This window comes from Tardiphaga sp. (genome assembly GCF_028290785.1).
Taxonomy (GTDB): domain Bacteria; phylum Pseudomonadota; class Alphaproteobacteria; order Rhizobiales; family Xanthobacteraceae; genus Tardiphaga.
This window is the reverse complement of sequence record NZ_JAQGJD010000131.1, coordinates 1-23596: the sequence shown is the minus strand read 5'-3', so window position 1 is coordinate 23596 and position 23596 is coordinate 1. Positions and strand designations below refer to the sequence as shown.

Genomic DNA, 23596 nt, shown 5'->3' with positions numbered 1-23596 from the left:
GGTCCGACCCGATGGCGAGCACCAGCAGGTTGCACGCCAAGTTAAGCCCGATTGTTCGGGCTGTCCGTTCGGGACCGTGCATGGCGTGACAACTTCACAAGCGTTACGCGAGACTGTCGGCCGGGTTTGCTATTCAAGGCGTAGTCCGATTCGTTAGCGCAGTATGTCGGTCGTCGCCGCACGGATGGAATTGCAAAATTCCCAAAGCGGGGTGCTCGCCTCCGCCGGGGCGGAGCTCCGCTTCCGCAACCGGGTATCCGCTGGTGCACACGGCGACGGGGAATTCGCCGAGCGCACAACCAAATACAGCGGCAAAGGCGTGGCGTTACTCCTGGTAGGAGTGGTCCGCAGACATGCAGAATAGCGCACCAGTCGGCGTGTGGGGCGCCTCGCGGACTCCAAGCCGCGGGATTCCTTGGTCCATGCGGAACATCTGCGCACCAAGCCCGTTACTAAGGGTTACGTTGGGCTTCGGGGGTGCGCAGGATGGCCATTAGGAGACTTGAAAAGGTCCTGCAGGACAGCGAGCGCAATTTCCGTCTCCTGGTCGATGGCATCACCGATTATGCCATCTACATGCTGGATCCCGAAGGCGTGATCACCAACTGGAACACCGGCGCCGCGCGCATCAAGGGATATCCGGCGAGCGAAATCATCGGCCAGCATTTTTCGGTTTTCTATACGCCCGAGGATCTGGCCGGAAATTTACCTCGCATTGCGCTCGAAAGCGCGCGCGAGGATAAGCACTATCTGGCCGAGGGCTGGCGGGTGCGAAAAGACGGCTCGCGCTTCTATGCGTCGGTCGTTATCGATCCGATATTCGAAGCCGGAGAGCTGATCGGGTACGCCAATATCACGCGCGATATAACCGAGCGCCAGATCGCGGCGGCGGAACTACAGACCAGCGAGAGCCAGTTCAAAACCTTGGTAGGCGCGGTGACGGACTATGCGCTCTACATGCTTGATCCGACCGGCACCGTCGCGAACTGGAATGTCGGTGGCGAGCGAATCAAGGGTTACGCCGCCAGCGAGATCGTGGGACAACATTTTTCCTGCTTTTATACGCCCGCCGACCAGGCCGCTGGCAAGCCGGCCCGCGCGCTGCAGATCGCACGCGATACCGGGCACTATGACGAGGAGGGCTGGCGCGTCCGCAAGGACGGAACGTTCTTCTGGGCCAGCGTCGTCATTGACCCCATCAGGAATGATGCCGGCGAGCTCATTGGTTTCGCGAAAATCACGCGGGACGTTACCGAGCGAAAGCAGGCGCAGGAGAAACTCTTCCAAATCCAGCGTCAGCTCGCTGAATCGCAGAAGCTCGATGCTCTCGGTCACCTGACCGGGGGTGTCGCGCACGATTTCAACAACCTGCTGATGATCATCTCGGGAAACGTTCATATCCTCAAAAAGGAAATTAGCGGCGAAAAAGCGATCCGGGCTCTGCGGTCGATCGAAACGGCCTCGCAGCGCGCCAGCGGGCTCACCAAGCAGTTGTTGAGCTTTGCCCGCCGGCAGAGCGTGAATCCGCAGGCGATCGATCTGGCCGAACGGCTGCATGCCCTTCGGGATGTCTTGAATATTGCGCTTGGCACCTCGATCACGCTCACCATCGATGTGGGTCCCCAGACATCCAACGTCATCGTAGACCCCGGCGAGTTTGAAGCGGCGCTGGTCAATCTGGTTGTCAATGCGCGCGACGCGATGCCGGAGGGTGGCACATTGACCATCTGCGCCGTCGACAATGACCCGACGGACCATGTCGAGATTTCCGTCACGGATACCGGCGTCGGCATCCCCGACGATATTGCCGCAAAAGTCTTCGATCCTTTCTTCACGACAAAAGCGGTAGGGAAGGGCACGGGTCTCGGTCTCTCTCAGGTTCATGGCTTCGCGCATCAGGCGGGTGGAACGGTGTCCCTGAAGAGCACGCTAGGCGAAGGCACGCGCATTACGCTCTGTCTGCCAAAGTCCGCGACAGGGGCGGCGCCCGGGGTCGAGGAAAATACGGGCACCGGAAGCGGTACCGTCCTGCTGGTCGAAGACAATCCCGAGGTGGCGACCGCAAGCACCGCTTTTCTGGAACAACTGGGATACACCGTTCGTTGGGCCGCAGACGCCGCGGCAGCCCTCGCTGAACTCGAGAGCAGTGACATCGACATCGTCTGCAGCGATATCGTTATGCCCGGAAAAATGGATGGCATCGGACTGGCGAACGCAATTCGCGCGGCCAACCCCGAAATTCCCATCCTGCTGATGACGGGCTACAGCGAGTCCGCCCGCGAAAACGGCGCGGGATTTTCCGTGCTCCGCAAGCCGTATCAACTTCATGAATTGAGTCGCGAGCTGCAAAAACTGACGACGATGAGCGGAAGCGACAAGAAGCAGCGCTCAGGAGCCGTTGAACTTCTCTCGAAGCAGATGAAGTCGTGAAAATGTATCCAAATACTGACCACGCCTTCGAATTGGCGGCCCAACACGGAGATTTGAGTGGAGAGCGTAACGTCCCGGAATAGGGTAGCTACCAAGAAAAGCAACGGGAGGACGTTATGAGTTCAGCATCTTACGACCCCGATACCATTGCCTTGATGCGTCGGGTCTTCAACGACGTGGTTGCCAAGGTGCCGACCCAGCACCGCACGTCGTCAAATCAGGCCGCCATTGCGTCTCGCATTCTGGCCGTCGCAGCCGAAGGCCGGCGGTCGGAAGCGATCCTGACTGCGGAAGCGCTCAGCGAATTGAAGACCATCTTCACCGGCCCTCAGCAGATGCGCCGTCTGCAGGAAGATCTGTCGAAGGTTTTCGACTGATATGGCCAGCCGCTTCGTTGTTTAATTCCGCCTTTTAACGATCCGTTAACCGTATCGGATCAGCCTCTACATGAACGCGGCGGAACTGGACAAATGGGAGCCGGCAGTCGCATCAGAAAGCCGTCCGGTGTCACGCCCGGGCGGTTTTTTTATTCGACGAGCCGCAGCCGCTGACGCCGCTTGAGGCGGTCCAGCGCCGCCACCAAGGTGGTGTTGTCCATCACCGTTTGAAGCTGCTCCAGCGCATCGATGGCGTCACGCGGCCCCGCTCCAGTGTATTGGCCGAGAATGCTGCGCGCGGTTTCGATGGCGTCGATGACAAGTTCCTGGTCGGCGAGGGTCATCGGTCTCTCGCCAGCCTGTAGGTATTGCGCCATTTCGGCTCCTTGCTGGCCGCGCGGTAGACCGGCTCGGGCTTTGGCCACAGCGCCTGCACCATGCCGAGGCGGGCAAATTCGATCGGCCCACCATGGTCGGCTGCCTGGATCAGCACGTGCATCGCAGCTTGCCAGGCCGGATGGTCGTGCTGGTCGGCGGGCAATTGGGTAATGTAGTCGCCGGCGTCATGCAGCGTCACCAGCGGCTTCCCATGCGGGACGGCAATGGGCTCGGGAAACCTGAGATCCCAGGACATCAACGCTACTCCGAACGCAACTGAACTACTGGATCAAGCGAACGACGACTGAATCGTTCCTCCGGGACCGGCGCCTAACAAGACGTCGGTCCACTTCGTGGCCATCAAGCTCGTGTGCACAACCTTCATGCCGGTGGCTCAAGTACCCCGGTCAGTGCCGAGACCGCAGGCGATCCAAGTCTATCGGCGGCTATTTTCGTCGTGATGCCACTGCAGTTGTGACACTCGAAGGTACGCTTCGCGGCGCCGTCTCGGCCGGACTCGCTACAGGCCAGGCTCATGCGGCTATTGCAGATTGCGCAACGGGGATGCTCGATGGCGGCGAGCGGCCAGAGGGTGGGGATCCGAGCTGACATGGCGTTCACCAACAGTTGGAACGCGCTAAAATTAAGCTCGGTCTTTCGGTTTGTCGGCCCGGAACCGTACATTTCATATCGGGCGACTCTTAGGAAAGGCGTCTGTGCGAGGCTCCTCGTCGGGTGCTCCGCGCGTGCCGGTGATAGCTAGCCGCCGTCGAACACCCGCTTGCGCGCATTTTCGATGTGCAGGCGCATGGCGTGGCGCGCGGCTGCCTCGTCTCGCGAGGCGACGGCCTTGAGCACGGCGCGATGTTCTTCCTGCCCGCGCAGCAGCCGGTCGCGGGGCTGGATCAACGAAAGGTTGCGGTTGAGTGTGATGCCAACTGCTACCTGGGACTGGATCGCGGCGAGGGTCGCGGTGAAGAACCGGTTGCCGGTGGCCTCAGCGATGGCGCGGTGAAACGCGATATCCTCCTCGACCCCCAGTGCGGCATCTTCGATCACCCGGTCCAGCGCGGCGATGGCATCGACGATGCGGCGCAGGCCTTCGGAATCGTGATCGCGGGCGGCAAGGGCGGCGGCCTCGCCTTCGACCCCGATCCGAAACACAAAGCAGCGCTGGATGTCCGCAATGCTCCCAAGCGGCGCGTAGTCGTAGAGATCCACCACGGGACGTCGCATCACGAACGAGCCGGCGCCCTGACGCGAGGCGACCACGCCGTCGTCACGCAGCCGCAGCAGCGCTTCGCGCACCACCGGGCGGGAAACGCCAAGCTGGTCAGCAAGGCGCGTCTCGGGCGGAAGCCGCGAATGGATGGGATAGATGCCCACGGTGATCTGGCCGAGGACGTAGTCATAGACGCGGTCGCTGAGCTTCCCGGTCACCGCCGGACGCTCCAGGCTTGCATCCCGTTTGGCCGTTGGACCCATCGTCATCTCGCCATTCTCTTTGCAGTTACGCGCGGGAGGCCGCGTCCGACAGCCACGCTTCGATCAGCCTTTGGACGTGAAGCGCCGAGCGGACGCTGTTGGACGGTTCGCGCCGCTGTTCGATCGCATCGAGCATTTCGGTGATCACGGCGCGATGCGGACCGTGGTCGAACGCCATCGGATCGGCGCCGCCGCCACCGGACTGCGCAGTCCCGACGCTCTCCGGCGGTCCTTCACGACGATGGATCACGAGCTGAAAGGTCTCGAGATAGGCCGAGCCGTGCGTGCCGGCGATCTCGATCCGCTCGGGATAGCCCGGCCGGGCGACGCTGGTGGCGTCGAGCACGCCGATGGCGCCGCCCTGGAAGCGGATCGCCGCGGCCGCGACGTCTTCGGTGTCGATCGCCCGGAGCGGTGACGTCGATGCGAAGCCGGCGACGTCCGTGTGCGGCCCCGCGAAGTGCAGCAGCAGATCGAGGGTATGGATGGCCTGGGTCAGCAACACGCCGCCGCCGTCGCGCGCCTTCGTGCCTCGGCCGGGTTGGCGGAAGTAGGCATCGTCGCGCCACCAGCGGATCGACGCGCTCGCCGACAGAATCTTGCCCAGCTCGCCCTGGTCCAAGGCCGCCTTCAGCCGCAGCGATGCCGGCCGAAAGCGGTGCTGCAGGCAGACGCCGCACCGCACGCCAGCGGCTTCGGTCAGCGCTGCGAGCGCCTCGCCGCGGCTGACCGATATTTCCACCGGCTTCTCCACGAGAATATGTTTGCCGGCGGTCGCGGCGGCCTGCGCGATCGGCAGATGCGTGCCGGGTGGGGTCAGGATCAGCACGAGATCGAGCTCCGGTCGCGACAGCAGATCTTCCTGCTTGTCGAAAGTGGGCACGCCCCACTGCTGTGCAAAGGCCGAACGCCGCTCCTGCGACGGTGCAAATCCGCCGACGATCCTGATCCGCCCCTGCGTCTGTAGTTCGAGCAGCGACGTGATATGCGGCTTCACCGCCATTCCCAGCCCGATCAGGCCGACTCCCATGGGCATGCTTTCCTCCTGATGCTCGGCCGTCCCGAGGTGCGGCGTCTCGGCCGTTACCCCATGCTTGACAGATGTCGTGAAACTCGTCGATGCTGGGTTTACAAATAAATGACAACTGCGCTCGACGCGGCTGCATGTGCCAGGGAGGAATCGGAAATGCGGATCTGTCCGAATGCATTGCTGCGCCTGTTTGCAGGCGCCGGGGCGGTCGTTGCCATGACGGCGTTCGCCGGCCAGCCGCTAGAGGCTGCCGAGCCGATCGTTCTTTCGATCATCGATACCGGAGGCGACCTTGCCTCGACGCAGGTCATTATCGAGAACTACAAGAAAGCCAATCCCGACAAGGTCAAGGAAATCAGGATCCAGCGCGCGCCGGCGCCTGAACTACCTGCGAAGATCAAGGCGCAGCAGGATGCCGGACGGCTGGATATCAACCTTGTGCTGACCGGCCAGGACGGCGGCGCGTTTCTCGCGGCCAACAACCAGCTCATCAAGATCCCGAACTTCGAAAAACTGTTTCCGCGCGACGACATGACACCGGCCGGCAAGGCGCTGTACGACGAAGGCCGCGACTACATGGTGCCGTCGGTGGGCAACGCCGGCGGGCCGGTGTTCGTCTACAATCCCAGCAAGGTCCCGAACCCGCCGAAGACGGCCGAAGAGCTGCTGGCATGGGCGAAAGCCAATCCGGGCCGGCTGATGTACGCCCGGCCGGCGAACAGCGGCCCGGGCCGCTCGATCGTGCTCGGCATGGCGCATATCCTGAACGACTCCAAGCCGCTCGATCCGGACAAGGGATGGGACAAGACCTGGGCCTATCTCAAGGAACTGGGCCAATACGTCGAGTACTACCCGACAGGCACGGCCATCACCTTGAAGGAATTCGCGCAGGGGCAGCGCTGGATCATCGCCGGCATCATGGAATGGGACATGAAGCCGCGCGCCCAGAGCGTCATCCCGCCGGACTCCAAGATCACCATCCTGCAGAACACCACCTTCGTGGTCGATGGTCACTACTGGTGCATCCCGACCGGCGTTCCGCCAGAGCAGGTCGACGTCATCCTCGACCTCATGAAGTTCATGCGCCGGCCCGAGCAGCAGGTGCTGTCGTGGCCCGGATTCATCGGTCCCACCATCACCGCTGCGACGATGGACAAGGCGCCGAAAGACATCCAGGAGCTCGTGAAGGAATTCTGGCGACCCGAATACGACGAAGTCGGCACCAAATGGAAAGTGTCGGCACCGCTCGGTGTCAAGGAATTGAGCTTCGCCATGGATCGCTGGGATCGCGAAGTCGGCGCAAACCAGGTCAAGAAGTAGATAGATCGTCAGGAAAGCGTGGACCCGCGTGAGCGGGTCCAGCTCACTTCCGCTGCTTTTACTCAGAAACGGGACGACATGAACGCGCCGGGAGATACGCTGGAGTCGCTGCAGCTTGGAATTACCAAGCGCTATGGCAACAAGACGGTGCTGGATAATCTCCAGCTCGACATTCGCAAAGGCGAGTTCGTTACCTTCCTCGGACCGAGCGGCTGCGGAAAGTCGACTGCGTTGTCGATCGTGGCGGGCCTGATTGCCGCCACCGAGGGCGAGATCCGGCTGAACGGTGCGCGCGTCGATCATCTGCCGCCGGAAAAGCGGGCGTTCGGAATGGTGTTCCAGAACTACGCGCTGTTTCCGCACATGACCGTATTCGACAACGTCTCCTTCGGCCTGACGTTGAAGCCGTTGTCGAAGGACGAGGTCAAGAAGCGCACCGACGCCATGCTGAAGCTGGTGCAGTTGACGGGCTATGAAGACCGCTATCCCGGCCAGCTATCCGGCGGCCAGCAACAGCGCGTCGCGATCGCACGCGCGCTGGTGCTGCACCCCCGCCTGATGCTGTTCGACGAACCGCTTTCGAATCTCGACGCCAAGCTGCGGGTCGAGATGCGGGCGGAGATCAAGCAGATCCATTCGGCGTTGGGATTGACCTCGATCTACGTCACCCATGACCAGGCCGAGGCGCTGTCGCTGTCGGACCGGATCGTAGTGCTGCGCAACGGCGTCCTGATGCAGTCCGGCACGCCGCAGGAGATTCACGACCGGCCGAACAACGTCTTCGTCGCGGACTTCATGGGCTTTCGCAATTTCTTCAAGGTCCGGATCGAATCCGTCTCGCAAGGGGTGGCCGAAGGAATCGGTGACGGCATCCGGTTGCGGGCGCGCGCCGGCTCCGACGTGCAGCCGGGCGCGGAAATGGTGATGGCGATCCGCCCGGACGATATCCGTGCCGGAGCCCAGATCGCGCCGGGTGCCGAGGACGTCAGCGGCCGCGTCGAGGTGGTCGAGTATCTCGGCCGCGAGCAGGAAGCCGCGGTCCGGATCAACGACTCCACGCGGGTCTGGCTGCGCACGGCTGAAGCGCTGCGCAACGCCGACACCATCGGCCTGCAGTTTCCGACCGACAAGGTCGTCCTGCTTCCTGCGGAATAATTGAGAGAATGATGCGCGCTGTGGCGAACGACGAGAAAAGTGAATTCGACGCGCTGGCATTGTTCTGCCTGCTGCCGTCGTTGCTTTATGTCCTCTGCATGTTCGTCTACCCGTTTCTCTATGGCGTCTATCTGAGCCTGCAGCCGCCGAAGATCGACGGCTTCAGCTTCGCGAACTACCTCGCGTTCTTCAGCGACCCCTACCAATACAGCACCATCTGGATCACTTTCAGCCTGGCGATTCCCACTACCGTCGTCGTTCTGGTTCTTGCTTTGTGGCTCGCTTACGGCATGCGCCGCGGCATCTTCATGGAAAGGACCGTGACCACGATCCTGATCATGCCGATCTCGCTCGGCGTGATCCTGCTGTCGGAAGGCATTTTGGGATTTTATGGCTCGCAAGGCTGGTTCAATCAGATGCTGCTGGGGCTGGGCCTGATCAAGGAGCCGTTCATCCTGACGCACAACTACGCCGGCGTCATGCTGGCGCTGTTCATGCAACAGTTTCCGTTCTGCTTCCTGATGCTGCTCGGTTACATTTCCGGCATCGACCCCAGCCTCGAACGGTCGGCGCGGATGCTCGGCGCTACGCCTTCGATCGTGTTTCGCCGGGTGATGCTGCCGCTGATCGCGCCGGGCCTCGCCATCGCATTCGCCCTCGTATTCGTCATGAGCTTCGCGGTGTTTCCGTCCGCCATCATGCTGGGGCAGCCGGCGGGCACGACGCGGACGATCTCGATCGCCGCCTATCAGAAAGCCTTCGAACAATACGACATGTCGGCCGCATCGGCGATCGCGGTGGTGATGGGCCTCTGCCAATTGGCGGCGCTGCTCGTGATCATCCTGTTCCGGCGCCGGCTGTCGCCGGCCGCCACCATGGGCGTAGGCAAGAGGTAGGCATGATGCGAAGCAAGATGTGGAAGCTATCGCTCTACCTGTTCATCGTGGGATTTATCCTCAACATGCTCGGCATCGTATCGCATGTCGTGGTCAGTTCGTTCGCCAAACGGTGGTTCGGTGGCGTGCTGCCGCCGGCCTATACGACGGACTGGTTCGCCTATGCCTGGAAGAACTTCGATCTCGGCCAGGTGCTCGGCGTCACGCTGCTGATCGTGGTGGTGGTTGTGGTTCTCGCCTTGGCGATCGGCTTCCCGGCCGCCTACATCCTCGCCCGGCGAAACTTTCGTTTCAAATCGATCATCCTGCTGCTGTACTTCCTGCCGCTGGTGATTCCGCAGATGACCTACGGCATTCCGCTGGCAACCACTCTCTATCGCTATGGCGTCGGCGGCTCCGTCGTCGGCGTGATCCTGGCGGTGCTGGTGCCGATGGTCCCGCTGGCGGTGTTCGTGCTGATGCCGTTCTTCGAGCAGATCAGCGTCAATCTGGAGTGGAGCGGTTCGATGCTGGGCGCCAGCCGCGCGCAGATCTTTCGCCGGATCCTGCTGCCGCTGATGGTGCCGGGGATTCTCACCGCCGGCGTCCTGATCCTGGTCAATACCATCTCGAATTTCGAACTGGCGTTCCTGCTCGGCGGCGGCGGATCGCAGACCCTGGTGGTGGCGCTGTTCTACAACATGTTCGCCGGCGGCGTCCGCCCGGTCTATTCGATCGACGCCATGGCGGTGATCTATATGGGAATGGTGATGACCCTGCTGCTGGTCGCCTTGCGTTTCGTGCGACCGACGCAGATGGTCTTCAAGCTCGATCGATAGTGTGCGGTAGCGCGCGGGCCGAGGCCCGGCCGGGACATCCATCCCGTGACAGCGCCAGCCGGCGCAACTGCTTGATGTTGCGGTACGGGCCAACGGCCCCGGTAAGCGATCGAAAGGCTCCGCAAGCCGCCGAGCTCATTGTAAAGGTCCGCCATATATGCGACGCTCTGTAGCGTTACAGGAAGGCAACGGAATCGCATGACTACGAAAATCGACGAAAGCCTGCCCGACCTCGGCGACCTCGAACATGAGGTAATGCAACTGGTGTGGGCCAATGGTACGGTCACCGCCGAGGTGGTCCGTGAGCAGTTGTCCCGCCCGCTGAAGGAATCCACCGTCCGGACGGTGCTGCGGCGGCTGGAGGAGAAGGGCTACACGACGCATACGGTGGATGGCCGAACCTTTGTGTACCAGGCGGCCGCACCGCGCGGACACGTCGCCGCGAAGGCGGTCCAGCGCATCGTCGATTGGTTCTGTAACGGCTCGATGGACGAGGTTCTGGTCGGCATGGTGGATACCGCGATGCTCGACCAGAAGAAGTTGCGCGCATTGGCCGACAAGGTGGCGAAAGCAAAGGCGGAGGCGAAGGGAGGGAAAAAATAATGTTGGCGATTCTGGCGGAGTCCGCGCTTCGCTCCTTGATGCTCGGAAGCGCGGTGTGGGGCGGATTGCATGTCTTTCGCGTCCGCAACCCGCACGTTCATATGACATCCTGGGCCGTGGTGTTGCTGGCATCGCTGGCGATGCCGTTGCTGATGCACTGGACCACGGTCACCGTTCCGCTGGCGCCATCGACGGTCCCGATCCCAGCCGACCTGTGGCCATCAGCTGCTTCCTGGCCGGAGCCGCTGCCACTATCGCTTGCCCCGCAGGCCGAGATTCCCGGCGCATCTCCTGTCGCGCCCCATCACGCTTTCAACTGGTCGGCGCTGGCCACGGCCATCTACGTGATCGTTGCCGGCCTGCTATTGCTGCGGCTGGCGATCGGCCTGCGTCTGACGTGGCGTCTCGCCCGCCACGCAACCCCTTTGCATGCCCCATGGGTCGCCGGTGCCGACGTGCGCGTGAGCGCCCTCGTCAACGGGCCGGTGACCTTCGGATCGACCATTTTGTTCCCGTCTGATTACGTCGACTGGGATCTGGGCAAGCGTCAGGCGGTGCTCGCCCATGAAAGCGCCCATGTCGCCAACCGCGATTTCTATCTGCTGCTGCTGGCCGCACTCAATCGTGCGGTGTTCTGGTTCAGTCCGTTTGCCTGGTGGCAGTCGTTCCGGCTGGCGGAGCTGGCTGAAATGATCAGCGACGCCCGTGCGCTCGAGATCGTCGATGACCGGCTATCCTACGCGCAGATTCTGCTCGATCTCGTGCAGCATGTGCGACAGGCCCCGGCCGGTCTGCAGATGGCCAGGGCCTCCACGGTCCGGAACCGCGTCGAGCGCATCCTGGATGGCTCGGCGGGACCCGCGACGGCCGGATGGCGCAAGCGGCTGTGGACCGCGGCCGCGACCGCGCCGGTGGTCATCGTCTCCGCCCTCACCATCGCCTGGAGCACGCCGTCGCGGTCTACGCTGGTGACGGACAATGCGGCCGATGCATCGGCCGCCGCACGCGGTTCGGAAGAGATCGATTTCTATGACGCCGGCTCCGGTTTGATCCTCGCCGTGTTTCATGACGGCGACAAGCTCTCGGGGCAACTGACCTGGCAGCGCAAATTCCGGCTGCCACAGGCGCAGGACGGAACGGTGTCGTATCCCTCGGTTGCCGGCCCGATCACGTGGAGCGTGGGTGACGATCGACATCCCGTCGAACTGCTGCTGCATCAGCACGGCCGCGACTTGCGCGCAGCCCGCATCGCCGCAACTGCAGCCGCGACGGCGGCCGACGCCGCTTCGCGCGAGTCCTATGTCGGCTGGTATGAGCTGACCCCCACCCACGTCCTGACGGTGACACGCGACGGCAACCGGATCCTGATGCAGGATACCGGGCGTTCGAAACTCGTGATGACCTCCGACGCCGGCGACGCCTTTTTCGGCAACGATGGCGATCGCGTCATTTTCCTGCGTGACGAGCAGGCGCACGTTACCCGGATCCTGCACTACGACCATCTGAACGGCGCGCGGCTGGCGCCGCGGATCGATGCGGTGCAGGCCAAAGCGATCGAGGCCGACGCGGCGCGGCGGATGGCAGAAGCGCCGGATCGCTTCAGGGGGCAGGCGCCGCAGCCCGGCAGCAAGGAGGCGGTGCTGCGCGGCATCGCCGACATGCAGAATGGTACCCCGAACTATGACCGCATGACCGCGGCGCTGGCGGCCAAGGTTCGCCGCCAGACCTCGCTGATGACGGCCACGTTGAAAGCCCTCGGCGCGGTGGAGTCGATCTTCTTTCGCGGCGTCGGGCCCGGTGGTTTCGACATCTATGGTGTGAAGTTCGCCAATGGTTTGGCGGAAGTGCGGCTGATGCTGGCCGCCGACGGCAAGGTCGATGATGTTCTGTTCCGCCCGGACGGCGACAATACACTCGGCCACATCCTCGCCTGCTCCCGCGAGGAAGGATTGAAATCCCGTGGCGGCACCTCGCCGATCAGCGTGTTCTTCTACAACGACACCGGCCAGGACATGCGGTTGTATGAACTGGACGCCGAAGGAAAACGCATCGCCCGCGGCACCGTCGGCGACGACATGTCCTCCACCATCTGGACCACCGTCGATAAACCGTGGGTCATCACCGACGCGTCGGGCACATGTCTCGAGGTCGTGCTGCCGGGATTGCGGACGCGTTTCATTACGGTCGAAGGCGCGGGAGCGGTCGAGCGCTGGAATTCGCCTCGCACCACGCCGATGGCCGGTAGTGAGCAGATGCTCCGTCAATACATCGAGGCGCTGGGCCGCGGCCAGCCGAACTATGACCAGATGACCTCTCAGGTGGCTGCCTACACACGCGATCAACTGCCCCTGAACCAGGCGATCCTGGGCAGGCTCGGCGCCCTGCAGGCGATCTCGTTCCGTGGCGTTTCGGGCTCCGGCAACGACGTCTACATGGCGCATTTCGCCAATGGCACGGCGGAGTGGCGCATCGGCCTGGTCAAGGACCGTACCATCGGACGAATTGCACTGGGCCCGCAGTACTAAGCGCAGTTCTTATCCCTCTCACCGCGAAGCCGCGGGGGAGGCAAACAGGACCGTTCCCGAGTTACAATTCTCGAATTTGAATTCGCGCGCACCCAAGAACCCCACTTGAAAAGGTAAAATTTGAGTGTTACAACTTGTAACACTACAGAACGTCACTCGTGTGAGCGCATCCCATGTCGATCTTCACACTTCGCGAACTAGAGTTCGTCGCCAGCTTGAAAGAACGCTGGGCGCATCTGTATTTCAACGAGCTTACGCGTCTGCTGCGTGAGCTTGACGAACCGTATCTGCTCCGACCGCGGGTGCCCCGCAGGCATCGCCCACCAAGTCCCTCCGTCGTGCACCAATCACCGAGGCGCGGGCATTGAAACGCAGGGGCACAGCAGTACTGGCAGGCAGCGTCGTCGCGCTGTCCGCAGCGGCGGCGATCTATTATGTGCCCGTCTGGCCGGGCTTGTGGTTGTCATCGCTCCCGGAAGACGCGGCGGCGCCCGTCGCGCGGCAGGGAGCGCCCGTTCCGGTGAAGGTCGCCACGGTGCTGAGCGAAGACGTGCCGATCTATCTCAGCGGCATCGGCACCGTGCAGGCCTACAACACCGTCAACGTGCAGAGCCGGATCGATGGCGAGATCATGCAGATCGCGTTTCAGGAAGGCCAGGACGTCAAGCAGGGCGACGTGCTGGCGATCATCGATCCGCGGCCGCTGCAGGCGCAACTGGAGCAGCAGCTGGCGATCCGGCAGAAGGATCAGGCGCTGCTCGACGGCGCGGTGCTCGACATGAAGCGCTACGACACGCTGGTGCTGAAGGACTTCGCCACCCGCCAGCAGGTCGATCAGCAGCACGCGCTGGTCGATCAGTACCGCGCCCAGGTGGTCAACGACGATGCTCAGATCGACTACGCCCGCAATCAGCTCAACTACACCACGATCCGCGCGCCGATCAGCGGTCGCGTCGGCATTCGCCAGGTCGACCAGGGCAATTTCGTCCGCGCCAGCGACCGGGCCACGCTCGTCACCGTCACGCAGTTGAAGCCGATCTCGGTGGTGTTCACGGTGGCGGCGGCGGCCGTCGGCCAGACCAAACTCACCATCGGTCAGGTCAACGCGCCGGTGACCGCGCTGGGCACCGACAACACCAGCGAACTCGACCGCGGCGTCATCAACCTGGTCGATAATCAGGTCGATCAGAGCACCGGCACCATCAAGCTGAAGGCGACATTCCCGAACACCGCGCTGAAATTGTGGCCGGGCAATTTCGCCAACGGTCGTATCACCGTGGATGTCAGGCGCGACGCGATTACGGTGGACGCCATTGCGGTCCGCCATGGCCCGCGCGGCGATTTCGTCTGGGTGGCCAAGCCCGACATGACCGCCGGGTTTCGCCCGGTCGTGGTCGGCCAAGTGTTCGGCGGGCGCGCGTTGATCAATCGCGGCGTGGCGAAGGGCGAGCTCGTCGTCACCGAGGGGTACTACCGGCTCGAAAACGGCAGCCGCATCGAGATCGACCGCGCGGCGCCGAAGCCCGGGGCGCCGGGCGCGCAGACGTCCTCCGCAGAACCCGGCTAGCGCCCGATGTCCGCGCCTTTCATCCTGCGCCCGATCGCCACCACGCTGTTGATCGTGGCCATCCTGCTGCTCGGCCTGCTGGGATACCGCGCGCTGCCGATTGCGCCGCTGCCGAGCGTGGATTTCCCCACCATCCAGGTGGTGACGCCGTATCCCGGCGCATCGGCCACCGTGGTCGAGACCTCGATCACCGCGCCGCTGGAACATTACTTCGGCACCATCTCCGGCCTGGTGTCGATGAGTTCGACCAGCTCCTATGGCAACAGCCAGATCACCCTGCAATTCGACCTGACGCGAAAGATCGATTCCGCGGCGCAGGACGTGCAGGGCAAGATCAACGCCGCGGCGGGCTGGATCCCGGTCGGGCAGTTGCCGAGCCCGCCGACCTATCATCTGGTCAATCCCGCCGACACGCCGGTGTTGATCCTGGCGCTGACGTCGGAGACGCTGCCGCTGCACGAGGTCAACGACTACGCGGTCACGGTGATCGTGCCAAAACTGTCGCAGATTTCTGGCGTTGGCGCGGTCGCCGTGCAAGGCGGCCAGACCCGCGCCGTGCGGCTGCAGGTCAACCCCGACCGCCTCGCCGGGCTTGGCATGTCACTGGACGACGTCCGCCGCGGCATCGCAGCCACCACCGCCGACAATCCCAAGGGATCGCTGGACGGGCCACGGCAGGCGTTTCACGTCGATGCCAACGACCAGTTGTTCACCGCCGACGCCTATCAGGACGCGGTGGTCGCCTATCGCAACGGCGCGCCGGTGCTGTTGCGCGACGTCGGCAAGGCCATCGACAGCATCGAGGATTCCGAGCAGGCGGCCTGGTTCCAGGGCACACCGGCGGTGCTGCTCGACATCCAGCGCCAGCCCGGCGCCAACACCATCAACGTGGTGGAGGCGGTCAAGGCGGCGCTACCGAAGCTGCAGGCCTCGCTGCCCGCCGCGCTGAAGGTCACCGTGGTCACCGACCGCACCACTACGATCCGCGCCGCCATCGCCGATGTGCAGTTCACGCTGGTGCTGACGGTGGCGCTGGTGGTGATGGTGATCTTCGTGTTCCTGCGGAAATTCTGGGCCACCGTGATCCCCAGCGTGACGCTGCCGGTGTCGTTGATCGCCACCTTCGGCGGCATGGCGCTGTGCGGCTTCAGCCTCGACAATCTCTCGCTGATGGCGCTGACCATCGCCTCCGGGTTCGTGGTCGACGATGCGATCGTGATGATCGAGAACATCGTGCGCTACATCGAGGCCGGCGAAAAGCCGCTGCCGGCGGCGCTGAAGGGGGCGCGGCAGATCGGCTTCACCATCGTCTCGCTGACCATCTCGCTGATTGCGGTGTTCATCCCGCTGCTGCTGATGGGCGGCGTGGTCGGCCGGCTGTTCCGCGAATTCGCCATCACGCTGTCATTGGCGGTGATCATCTCCGGCGTGGTGTCGCTGACCTTGACGCCGATGATGTGCGCCACCTTGCTGCGCCCCGATCCGCCGGACCAGGTGCGCGGCCGGCTGTTTCGCTGGAGCGAGCGCGGCTTTGACGGCGTCCTCAATCTCTACGTCCGCGGTCTCGACTGGGTGCTGCGGCATCGCCGTCTGACGCTGGCCTTCACTGTGCTGACGGTGATCGCCACCGGGCTGCTTTATGCCACGATCCAGAAGGGGTTTCTGCCGCAGCAGGACACCGGCCTGCTGATCGGCACGACGGACGCCGCGCAGGACATTTCCTTTGCCGCGATGTCGGAACGCCAGCAGCAGGTCGCAGCCATTGTCTCGCGCGATCCCGACGTGGTCACGGTGGACAGCTTCGTCGGCGCCGGCACCGTTAACACCACCCTGAACAGCGGTAGGCTCTATATCGATATCGGCGCACCGGACCAGCGCAAGGCGTCGGCTTCAGCGATCATGGAGCGGCTGCAGGCCGCAACGGCCGGCGTGCCGGGCATCACCCTGCACCTGCAGCCGGCGCAGGACCTGCAGATCGAAACCCAGGTCGCGCGCACGCAGTATCAATATGTTCTGCAGGATCTCGACGAAACCGAACTGAAGATCTGGAGCGCGCGGCTGGTCGAGGCGCTGCGCCAGCAGCCGGAACTCGCGGACGTCACCGACGACCGCCAGGATTCCGGCCTGCAGATGTCGATCGAGATCGATCGTCAAACCGCCGCGGCCTATGGCGTGACCATGAATACCATCGACCAGACGCTGTACGACGCGTTTGGCCAGCGCCAGATCGCGACCGTGTTCGGGCCGCTGACGCAGTATCACGTGGTGCTCGAAGTCGATCCCGCGTTGCGCGGCGATCCCGATATTCTGGGCCGGATCTACGTCACCGCGGCGGCGTCCCAGGCCAGCAGTATCGACCAGCAGAGCAGCGGCATAGGGAGCGCCTTCAGCAAGGCGTCCTCGGCGGTGCCGCTGTCGGCGTTCGCCAGGATCGCGCGAAAGCCGGCGCCGCTGCTGATCTCGCACCAGGGGCTGTTTCCCGCCACCACGGTGTCGTTCAATCTCGCCGCCGGCGTGTCGCTCGGCCAGGCCGTCGAGGCTCTCAGGCGCACCGAACGGCAGATCGGCATGCCGGACTCGGTGACCACCAAACTGGTCGGCGCCGCCGCCGAATTCGCCAAGTCGCTGGCGGACGAAAAATGGTTGCTGCTGGCGGCGATCGTCACCGTCTATCTGATCCTCGGCATGCTCTATGAGAGCTACATCCACCCGATCACCATCCTGTCGACGCTGCCTTCGGCGGGGGTCGGTGCGTTGCTGGCGCTGATGCTGTGCAACCAGGACCTCAACCTGATTTCGCTGATCGGCATCGTGCTGCTGATCGGCATCGTCAAGAAGAACGCCATCATGATGGTTGATTTTGCCCTCGCCGCCGAGCGCGAGGAAGGCATGTCGTCCTTCGACGCGATCCGGCAGGCCTGCATCCTGCGCTTCCGCCCGATCATGATGACGACCATGGCAGCGCTGTTCGGCGCGCTGCCGCTGGCGATCGGCGCCGGCACCGGCGCTGAACTGCGCCAGCCACTGGGCATCGCGATCGTCGGCGGGTTGATCGTCTCGCAAGTGCTGACGCTCTACACCACGCCGGTGATCTACCTCGCCTTTGCCTCGTTGCGCGCGCGCATCGAACGGGCGAGACCGGCCGCCGCCGCGGTGCCAGTCGAGGCCAGTCTGCCGTGAGCGTCACCGCGCAGTTCATCCTGCGGCCGGTGGCCACCTCGCTGCTGATGGTCGGCGTGCTATTGCTCGGCGCAGTCGCCTATTCGCGATTGCCGATCGCATCGTTGCCCGCGGTTGAGCGGCCGACCATCGAGGTCTATGCGCCGTTTCCCGGCGCCAGCCCGAATACCGTGGCGACATCGCTCGCGCAGCCGCTCGAGCGGACCATCGGCCTGATCCCCGGCGTGGTCGAGATGTCGTCCTATAGCGGCATGGGCGGCGCCAGCATCGTCACGCAGTTCGATCTCTCGGTCGATGTCGATACCGCCGCGGGCGCCGTGCAGGCGGCGATCAATGCGGCGGGACCCGATCTGCCGAAGAGCGGTGCATGGCCGCCGGTGTACTGGAAATCCAACCCGGCCGGCTTTGCCGTGATCTCGCTGGCGCTGACCTCCGACATCCTGACCGCAGGCGAGGTCTATGATCTCGCCGATGGCGTGATCTCGCCAAAGCTGTCGCAGTTGCCGGGGGTGGCGCGGGTCTACATCACCGGCGGCGAGAAGAGCGCGGTTCGCATCCAGGTGTCGCCGAGCCGGATGGCGGCGATGAGCCTGTCGCTGGAGGCGGCGCGCGTGGCGATCGTGGCGGCGTCGCAGAACCTGCCGAAGGGTGCGGTGTCCACCGACAACCAGCGCTATACCATCGAGGCCAACGACCAGTTGCTCAAGGCGATCGACTATCGCGAGGTGGTGGTGGCGTGGCGCAACGGCGCGCCGGTGCGGCTCGGCGACGTCGCCACCGTTACCGACAGCGTGATCAACAACCGGTTGGCCGGCTGGTACGGCACGCAGCGCGGCGTCGTGCTCTATGTCTACAAGCAGCCGGACGCCAATGTGGTGGAAACCGTCGATGCGGTGAAGGCGATGCTGCCGGAGATCGAGCACTGGCTGCCGCCGGCGGTCAAGATCCGCACCGTCTACGACCGCACTAGCCTGATCCGCGCCGCGGTGGCGGATGTCGAGCTGACGCTGCTGATCGCCTCGGCGCTGGTGATCGTGGTGATCGCGCTGTTCCTGAAGCGATTCTGGGCCACGGTGATCCCCAGCGTCACCATCCCCGTCTCGCTGGCGGCGACCCTGTTCGTCATGAATCTCTGCGGCCACAGCCTCGACAATCTCAGCCTGATGGCGCTGACCATTGCCACCGGCTTCGTGGTCGATGACGCCATCATCATGATCGAGAACATCATGCGCCGGATGGACGACGGCGAAACCGCGTTGCAGGCGTCCATCGCCGGCGTGCGCCAGATGGCCTTCACGGTGATCTCGATCACCGTGGCGCTGGTCGCCGCACTGATCCCGATCCTGTTCATGCCGGATATCGTCGGCCGCTATTTTCGCGAATTCGGCGTCACGCTGGTGGTGGCGATCGTCGCCTCCGCCGCGGTGTCGCTGACGCTGACGCCGATGCTGTGCGCGCAACTGCTGGGGCGTGGCCGACCACACGCCGCGCATGACACGGCGCGGGCCCCCGGCCGGCTCGCCGCCTTCTACGCCCGCAGCCTCGACGGGGCGCTGCGTCATCGTTTCATCGCGGTCGCGTTGACGCTGGCCGTGACCGGCGCCACCGTGTGGATCTACCTGATCCTGCCGAAAGGTTTTATGCCGACCCAGGACACCGGGGTGATGTTCGTGCGCACTATCGCGCCGCCCAGCATTTCCTTCGCCGCCATGGAGGAGATGCAGCGCGCAGTGGGCACCGCGATCCAGCAGGACCCCGCGGTGTCTGGCCTCGTTTCCTATATCGGCGAGGGCAATGGCGGCGCGTTGAGCATCGGACAGATGCTGGTGGCGCTGAAGCCGCCCGAGCAGCGCAAGATGGACATCCAGAAGGTGATTGCGCGGCTGCGCGGGAGGATGGCCCAAATCAGCGGCATCCGCGTGTTCTTCGTGCCGCTGCAGGATCTCAATCTCGGAACCCAGTCCAGTTCGTCGCGCTATCAATACACGATGTGGGGCGTCGATGGCGAGGAGGTCACCCGCGCCGCCGAAGGCATGATCCGCCGCGTCCGCGCCTTGCCGGAGGTGACCGACGTGATCTCCAGTTGGGAGACCGGTGGCCTGCAGGCCGGGCTGACCATCGATCGCTGGCGCGCCGCGGCGCTCGGCGTCACCTCGGTGGCGATCGACAACACCCTCAACGACGCCTTCGGGCAGCGCCAGATCAATCTGCTGTTCCTGCCGACCAACTATTCACGGGTGATCTATGAGGTCGATCCGCAGGCCTCGCTCGATCCCTCGGTACTGGGCCAGCTTTACGTGGCCAGCGCCGGCGGCGGCGCGGTGCCGCTCGCGGCCCTGACGCGGCCGTCGCGGGCCCATGCCGCCATGTGGGTTCGGCACAGCGCGCAGTTTCCTTCCGCGACCATTTCCTTCGACACCAAACCCGGCGTGCCGCTCGGCGAGGCCATCGCTGCGATCCGCAAGGCGGAGGCGGCCGCCCGGCTGCCCGACGAGGTCAAGGCCGAATTCCGCGGCGAGGCCAAGGAGGCCGACAGTTCCGGCTGGAAGCAGATGCTGCTGTTCGCCGCGGCACTGGTGGCGATCTACATCGCGCTGGGCGTGCTTTACGAGAGCACCATCCACCCGCTTACCATCCTGTCGACGCTGCCGCCGACCGTATTCGGCGCGCTGCTGGCGCTGTGGGCGACGAAGATCCAGTTCACTCTGGTGACCTCGATCGCCTGCATCCTGCTGGTCGGCATGGTGATGAAGAACGCCATCATGATGGTCGATTTCGCACTCGATGCCGAACGCAACCGCGGCCTCGACGCCTCCGAGGCGATCCGCGAGGCCGCGCGGCTGAGGGTCCGGCCGATCACCATGACCATGCTGGCGGCCATTTTCAGCGCGGTGCCGATCGCGATCGGCACCGGGCCGGGCTTCGAACTGCGCCAGCCGCTGGGCATCGCCATCGTCGGCGGCCTGATCGTGGCGCAGTTCTTCACGCTGTATATGACGCCGGTGATCTATCTGGTGATGGAGGATGTGAGGCGTTTCGCGCGGCGGCGACCTCGGCCGGTGCGGTGACCGGGAATGGCCCGTAAGATTCCCTGTTGGCGTGAATTCATGTAGAGACGGGCGAGCCACACTCCCACCCACCCAACGGCGGTCATCGCATTGCATTCGGTCAGAGCCTTCGGAGAGTTGCGGTGACCGGCGTCGAGGCCCGGCCGGTTCGTCGCGGCCGTCCGCGATCGGCGGAGACCGAGCAGGCGATTCTGGAGAGCGCCTATCGCATGATGGCGTCCGAAGGCTTGGCCGCGACCAGTATCGATGCGGTCGCCCGGCACTCCGGCGTCTCCAAGATGACGATCTACAAATGGTGGCCGACGCGCGAAGCGCTGCTGATCGACGCCTTCCTGCGCCAGGCCGAGTCGAAACTGCCATTGGCCGACAAGGGCGATGCGCTGATGCGGCTGAAACAGCACGCGTCGGCCTATGTTGCGGCGCTGAACAGCGATTTCGGCAAGGTGCAGCTCGCCGTCATCGCCGATTGCATCGCCGTCACCGGCTCGGCGAAGATTTTTTCGGAACGCTATCTCGCGATTCGGCGCGACATGGTCGTGGCCATCATCAAGGCCGGGCAGGAGGACGCCAGCATCGGGGCAACGGAGGCCGCCGGCGATCTGTACGACCGGATCTACGGCACGCTGTTCTATCAGTACGTCTTCGGATTTCGCGCCTTGACGAAGGACTATGCGGAAAAGCTGGTGAGCTCGGTGCTGGCGAAGCGCTAAATTCCGGAATGGATCCAGCCTGCAGTCGTCATTGCGAGGTCAGGGAAAGCCGTTGGCTTTCCCCTTCGCGAAGCGACGCGGCAATCCAGAAGCCACAAGGGAAGAAGAACTGGATTGCTTCGTCGCAAGGGCTCCTCGCAATGACGAAATAATGTGGCCTGACCCCTGACGAGAACGCTTGGAGTTATCCAGCCGTCCCCGTCTGCCGCGCCCTTCGAAACCATGCCCAGGTTTGCCGCGTCACGGCGAGGTAGCCTTGGCCGCGATAGGCGATGCGGTCGTCGATGATCTCGTTGAGCTTCGGCAGCGCGTGGAATGGCACGGAAGGGTAGGCGTGGTGCTCGACATGGAACGGCATGTTCCAGGTGAACCACTTCATCAACTGCCCGGTATAGGTCGTCCTGGTGTTCTCGAAGGCGCTGCGGGTGTGGTCGCAGCCGGTGTGCTCGGCGAACAGATACGGCCGCAGGAACCATTGGCCCACCACCAGCGGGATCAGCCAGACCCACAGCAGCAGCGTCGAGGACAGCGCCACCGAGGCGATCAGCAGCACCAGATAGACGCCGACATAGGCGCGCGCCTCGCGAACCACCATGGCGCGCTTGTTCTCCGGGATCCATGGCACCACCACCTCGCCGGTGAGCGCGTGGCGGAACATCAGCCGGGTCCGCTTGAACAGGTAGACGATGCCGGAATAGGCGATGGCGAGCTGGGTGTCGGAGGTCGGCACGGTGGCGAACATCAGTTCGGGATCGCGTTCCGAATCCTGGGTGAAGCGGTGGTGATCCCAGTGAAACAGCGTGTAGTACTCGTAGGGGTACATGATGGTCAGGGCCGACAGGTGGCCGAGCACGGTGTTGAGAAATTTCGTCCTGAAAACCGTTCGGTGCGCGGCCTCGTGGACCGGCATGAACAGGAAGGCGACCAGATAGCCCTGCACCAGGATCAGCGGCACGGCGAACAGCACGCCGTAGCGGGTCATGACGATCCACAGCAGCGTCCCGGTTAGCCCGATGGCGCCAAAATGCGACAGCGCGCGAGCCGCGCCGGGGGCGTTCGATTTTGCCGACAGTTCCTTGAGCTGCACCGGCGTCAGCGGACGCCCTTCGAGCTTGCCGTCGAGCTGCATTTCCATCGTCATGCGGCGGTCCTCATGTATTCAGGAATTCGGTGATCGCGGCGTTGAGAAACGCGCGGTCGGCCGGGATCAGCGCCGGGTTGCCGGCGCGGTGGCCGTACAGCGAGGGGATCGGCTTCAGTTCGGCGGAGCGCGCGGACGTGAGGCGGCCCAGTTCGGCCTCGTTGTCGCCGACCTGGAAATAGCCGTCGGTCTGGCCGGGCATCAGCAGCACGCGCGCCCGGATTGCGGCCATCGCCTTGGCCATGTCGCCGCCGAACGCTTTGCAGTTGCTGATATCGCCGTTCTGCCAAGTCCATATCTGCGCCAGCAGGTCGTTCGCGTCGCGCCTGGTAAAAGCCACGTCCCATGACCGCGCCAGAAAATCCTCGAGCGAGCTGAAGCCGAGCGCGCGCCACAGCTCGTCGCGGTAGAAACCGTGCGACATCGCCCAGCCCGCATAGACGCGGCCCATCGCGCGCAATCCCGCGGCGGGCTTCGATACGAAGCGGCCATCGACGAAAGCCGGGTCGGCGGTCAGCGCGGCCTTCACGCCTTCGAGAAACACGTGGTTGAACGGTGAGCATTTGGCGCTGCCGCAGACGACGGCGGCGCGCTCGACCATTTCGGGATACCGCGCCGCCCAGTGATAGGCCTGCATGCCGCCCATCGACCAGCCATAGACCATGGCGATTTTGGAGACGCCAAACCGCTCGGTCATCAGCCGGTGCTGTACCGCGACGGCGTCGTGGTAGCTGACGTGGGGGTAGGGGGCGTCGCCCAGCGCTTCCGCAGAATTCGACGGCGACGACGACAGCCCGTTGCCGAACAGGTTCGGAATCACGATGAAGTAGCGCTCCGGATCGAGCGCCTGGCCCGGAGCCACCAGCCACTCGGTGTCAAAGTGCTGCGCGCCAAACGAGGTCGGATAGACGAT

At 63.9% G+C, this 23596-nt stretch carries 18 protein-coding genes; 12 read left to right on the top strand and 6 right to left on the bottom strand.

Going from position 1 to position 23596, the window contains the following annotated elements; all coding sequences use genetic code 11:
* The first annotated feature begins 486 nt into the window (after positions 1-486).
* The gene (locus tag JWR89_RS07755) at positions 487-2430 is read left to right on the top strand and encodes a PAS domain-containing sensor histidine kinase (RefSeq protein WP_299713924.1); all 1944 of its coding nucleotides are present in this window, start codon (positions 487-489) and stop codon (positions 2428-2430) included.
* 116 nt (positions 2431-2546) lie between these two features.
* Positions 2547-2807 (top strand): hypothetical protein, encoded by a 261-nt coding sequence (locus tag JWR89_RS07750; RefSeq protein WP_299713921.1) that lies wholly within the window; start codon positions 2547-2549, stop codon positions 2805-2807.
* Positions 2808-2956: 149 nt separating this feature from the next.
* Here the strand turns inward: JWR89_RS07750 and JWR89_RS07745 are convergent, their stop codons facing one another.
* The 4 genes from JWR89_RS07745 to JWR89_RS07730 form a co-directional block, all read right to left on the bottom strand.
* Positions 2957-3151, bottom strand: a complete 195-nt coding sequence (locus tag JWR89_RS07745; RefSeq protein WP_299713918.1) for a hypothetical protein — start codon at positions 3149-3151, stop codon at positions 2957-2959.
* Entirely contained in the window at positions 3148-3441 is a 294-nt protein-coding gene (locus tag JWR89_RS07740) for a hypothetical protein (protein WP_299713915.1), read from the bottom strand. The genes JWR89_RS07745 and JWR89_RS07740 overlap by 4 nt, the downstream gene beginning before the upstream one ends.
* Positions 3442-3944: 503 nt before the next feature.
* The gene (locus tag JWR89_RS07735) at positions 3945-4676 is read right to left on the bottom strand and encodes a FadR/GntR family transcriptional regulator (RefSeq protein WP_299713914.1); all 732 of its coding nucleotides are present in this window, start codon (positions 4674-4676) and stop codon (positions 3945-3947) included.
* A 19-nt stretch (positions 4677-4695) separates the two neighbouring features.
* Positions 4696-5706, bottom strand: a complete 1011-nt coding sequence (locus tag JWR89_RS07730) for a Gfo/Idh/MocA family oxidoreductase (RefSeq protein WP_299713912.1) — start codon at positions 5704-5706, stop codon at positions 4696-4698.
* A gap of 150 nt (positions 5707-5856) precedes the next feature.
* On the opposite strand from JWR89_RS07730, the gene JWR89_RS07725 reads away from it, so the two are divergent.
* The 10 genes from JWR89_RS07725 (at position 5857) to JWR89_RS07680 (ending at position 21542) form a co-directional block, all read left to right on the top strand.
* Positions 5857-7020: an extracellular solute-binding protein gene (locus JWR89_RS07725; RefSeq protein WP_299713909.1), complete on the top strand. Its 1164-nt coding sequence runs from the start codon at positions 5857-5859 to the stop codon at positions 7018-7020.
* Positions 7021-7098: 78 nt separating this feature from the next.
* Complete coding sequence (locus JWR89_RS07720) at positions 7099-8175, top strand: ABC transporter ATP-binding protein (RefSeq protein WP_299713907.1); 1077 nt, start codon at positions 7099-7101, stop codon at positions 8173-8175.
* An 11-nt stretch (positions 8176-8186) separates the two neighbouring features.
* Positions 8187-9071 carry a sugar ABC transporter permease gene (locus JWR89_RS07715; protein ID WP_299713905.1) on the top strand — a complete coding sequence of 295 codons (885 nt, stop codon included), beginning with the start codon at positions 8187-8189 and terminating at the stop codon, positions 9069-9071.
* A gap of 2 nt (positions 9072-9073) precedes the next feature.
* A complete protein-coding gene (locus JWR89_RS07710) occupies positions 9074-9889 on the top strand; it encodes an ABC transporter permease subunit (protein WP_299713903.1) in 816 nt (271 codons plus the stop codon).
* Between the two features lie 210 nt (positions 9890-10099).
* Positions 10100-10492 (top strand): BlaI/MecI/CopY family transcriptional regulator, encoded by a 393-nt coding sequence (locus JWR89_RS07705; RefSeq protein ID WP_366142975.1) that lies wholly within the window; start codon positions 10100-10102, stop codon positions 10490-10492.
* Entirely contained in the window at positions 10492-13017 is a 2526-nt protein-coding gene (locus tag JWR89_RS07700) for a M56 family metallopeptidase (RefSeq protein ID WP_299713899.1), read from the top strand. The genes JWR89_RS07705 and JWR89_RS07700 overlap by 1 nt, the downstream gene beginning before the upstream one ends.
* 364 nt (positions 13018-13381) lie before the next feature.
* Entirely contained in the window at positions 13382-14584 is a 1203-nt protein-coding gene (locus tag JWR89_RS07695) for an efflux RND transporter periplasmic adaptor subunit (RefSeq protein WP_299713897.1), read from the top strand.
* Between the two features lie 6 nt (positions 14585-14590).
* Complete coding sequence (locus JWR89_RS07690) at positions 14591-17764, top strand: efflux RND transporter permease subunit (protein WP_299713895.1); 3174 nt, start codon at positions 14591-14593, stop codon at positions 17762-17764.
* Complete coding sequence (locus tag JWR89_RS07685; protein ID WP_299713893.1) at positions 17761-20832, top strand: efflux RND transporter permease subunit; 3072 nt, start codon at positions 17761-17763, stop codon at positions 20830-20832. Before JWR89_RS07690 ends, JWR89_RS07685 begins: the two co-directional genes overlap by 4 nt.
* 122 nt (positions 20833-20954) lie before the next feature.
* Complete coding sequence (locus JWR89_RS07680; protein ID WP_299713892.1) at positions 20955-21542, top strand: TetR/AcrR family transcriptional regulator; 588 nt, start codon at positions 20955-20957, stop codon at positions 21540-21542.
* Positions 21543-21726: 184 nt separating this feature from the next.
* Here JWR89_RS07680 and JWR89_RS07675 read toward each other — a convergent pair whose 3' ends face one another.
* Both JWR89_RS07675 and JWR89_RS07670 read right to left on the bottom strand, forming a co-directional pair.
* The gene (locus JWR89_RS07675; RefSeq protein ID WP_299713890.1) at positions 21727-22683 is read right to left on the bottom strand and encodes a fatty acid desaturase; all 957 of its coding nucleotides are present in this window, start codon (positions 22681-22683) and stop codon (positions 21727-21729) included.
* A gap of 10 nt (positions 22684-22693) precedes the next feature.
* Positions 22694-23596, bottom strand: a 903-nt coding sequence (locus tag JWR89_RS07670) for an alpha/beta fold hydrolase (protein ID WP_299713888.1), incomplete at its 5' end; no start/stop codon positions are given.

Excerpts from the sequence above, each read along its gene's own strand:
- JWR89_RS07755 (WP_299713924.1), top strand. The coding sequence starts at position 487 with ATGGCCATTAGGAGACTTGAAAAGGTCCTGCAGGACAGCGAGCGCAAT.
- JWR89_RS07750 (WP_299713921.1), top strand. The coding sequence starts at position 2,547 with ATGAGTTCAGCATCTTACGACCCCGATACCATTGCCTTGATGCGTCGG.
- JWR89_RS07745 (WP_299713918.1), bottom strand. The coding sequence starts at position 3,151 with ATGACCCTCGCCGACCAGGAACTTGTCATCGACGCCATCGAAACCGCG.
- JWR89_RS07740 (WP_299713915.1), bottom strand. The coding sequence starts at position 3,441 with ATGTCCTGGGATCTCAGGTTTCCCGAGCCCATTGCCGTCCCGCATGGG.
- JWR89_RS07735 (WP_299713914.1), bottom strand. The coding sequence starts at position 4,676 with ATGACGATGGGTCCAACGGCCAAACGGGATGCAAGCCTGGAGCGTCCG.
- JWR89_RS07730 (WP_299713912.1), bottom strand. The coding sequence starts at position 5,706 with ATGCCCATGGGAGTCGGCCTGATCGGGCTGGGAATGGCGGTGAAGCCG.
- JWR89_RS07725 (WP_299713909.1), top strand. The coding sequence starts at position 5,857 with ATGCGGATCTGTCCGAATGCATTGCTGCGCCTGTTTGCAGGCGCCGGG.
- JWR89_RS07720 (WP_299713907.1), top strand. The coding sequence starts at position 7,099 with ATGAACGCGCCGGGAGATACGCTGGAGTCGCTGCAGCTTGGAATTACC.
- JWR89_RS07715 (WP_299713905.1), top strand. The coding sequence starts at position 8,187 with ATGCGCGCTGTGGCGAACGACGAGAAAAGTGAATTCGACGCGCTGGCA.
- JWR89_RS07710 (WP_299713903.1), top strand. The coding sequence starts at position 9,074 with ATGATGCGAAGCAAGATGTGGAAGCTATCGCTCTACCTGTTCATCGTG.
- JWR89_RS07700 (WP_299713899.1), top strand. The coding sequence starts at position 10,492 with ATGTTGGCGATTCTGGCGGAGTCCGCGCTTCGCTCCTTGATGCTCGGA.
- JWR89_RS07690 (WP_299713895.1), top strand. The coding sequence starts at position 14,591 with ATGTCCGCGCCTTTCATCCTGCGCCCGATCGCCACCACGCTGTTGATC.
- JWR89_RS07675 (WP_299713890.1), bottom strand. The coding sequence starts at position 22,683 with ATGACGATGGAAATGCAGCTCGACGGCAAGCTCGAAGGGCGTCCGCTG.